Source organism: Bradyrhizobium sp. NAS80.1, assembly GCF_001908205.1.
Taxonomy (GTDB): domain Bacteria; phylum Pseudomonadota; class Alphaproteobacteria; order Rhizobiales; family Xanthobacteraceae; genus Bradyrhizobium.
Genome location: NZ_LGHL01000437.1, coordinates 1 through 602 on the forward strand (window position 1 = coordinate 1; position 602 = coordinate 602).

At 56.5% G+C, this 602-nt stretch carries 1 protein-coding gene; it reads left to right on the forward strand.

Annotated features, from left to right (window positions below; genetic code table 11):
• Window positions 1-37: 37 nt before the first annotated feature.
• Window positions 38-602: transposase (locus tag AC629_RS44080; protein ID WP_245332211.1), on the forward strand; the 565-nt coding region annotated here is incomplete at its 3' end.

Below are 602 nucleotides of genomic sequence, written 5' to 3' on the forward strand. Positions count from 1 at the left end.
CAGTCACACCGTCAAGGCTCTCCTGGTGAGCCGGGCATTGCTCGTCAAGATCAAGCGGGATCTCGAAAATCAAGTCCGCGGGCTCCTGAAGAACCTTGGGCTTGTTATTGGCCCGGCGAAGTTGAACACATTCGCATTGCGTGCTGAAGAGCTCATCGAAGAGCGACCGGAACTCGCCGTTGCGGTAACGCCGCTACTCACCGCACGAGTGGCTATCGAGCAGCAGATCGCGGATCTCGACCGTAGAGTCATGCAGCTTGCACGCAACAATGCTCAAGTGCGACAGTTTATGACGGCACCTGGCATTGGTCCTGTCACGGCTCTTTGCTTTCTTGCAACGATCGATGACCCTAGCCGCTTCAAAAGGTCAAGAAGCGTCGGAGCCTATGTCGGATTAACGACTCGACGGTACGCTTCTGGCGAGATCGACTGGACGGGTCGAATCTCAAAGTGTGGCGACAAGATGTTGCGCGGCTATCTCTACGAAGTAGCCAACGTACTGCTCACCCGCGTAGCAAAATGGTCGCCGCTCAAAGCCTGGGGCATTCGGCTCGCGAAGCGAAGCGGTCTGCGCAAAGCCAAGGTTGCCGTTGCCCGAAAAA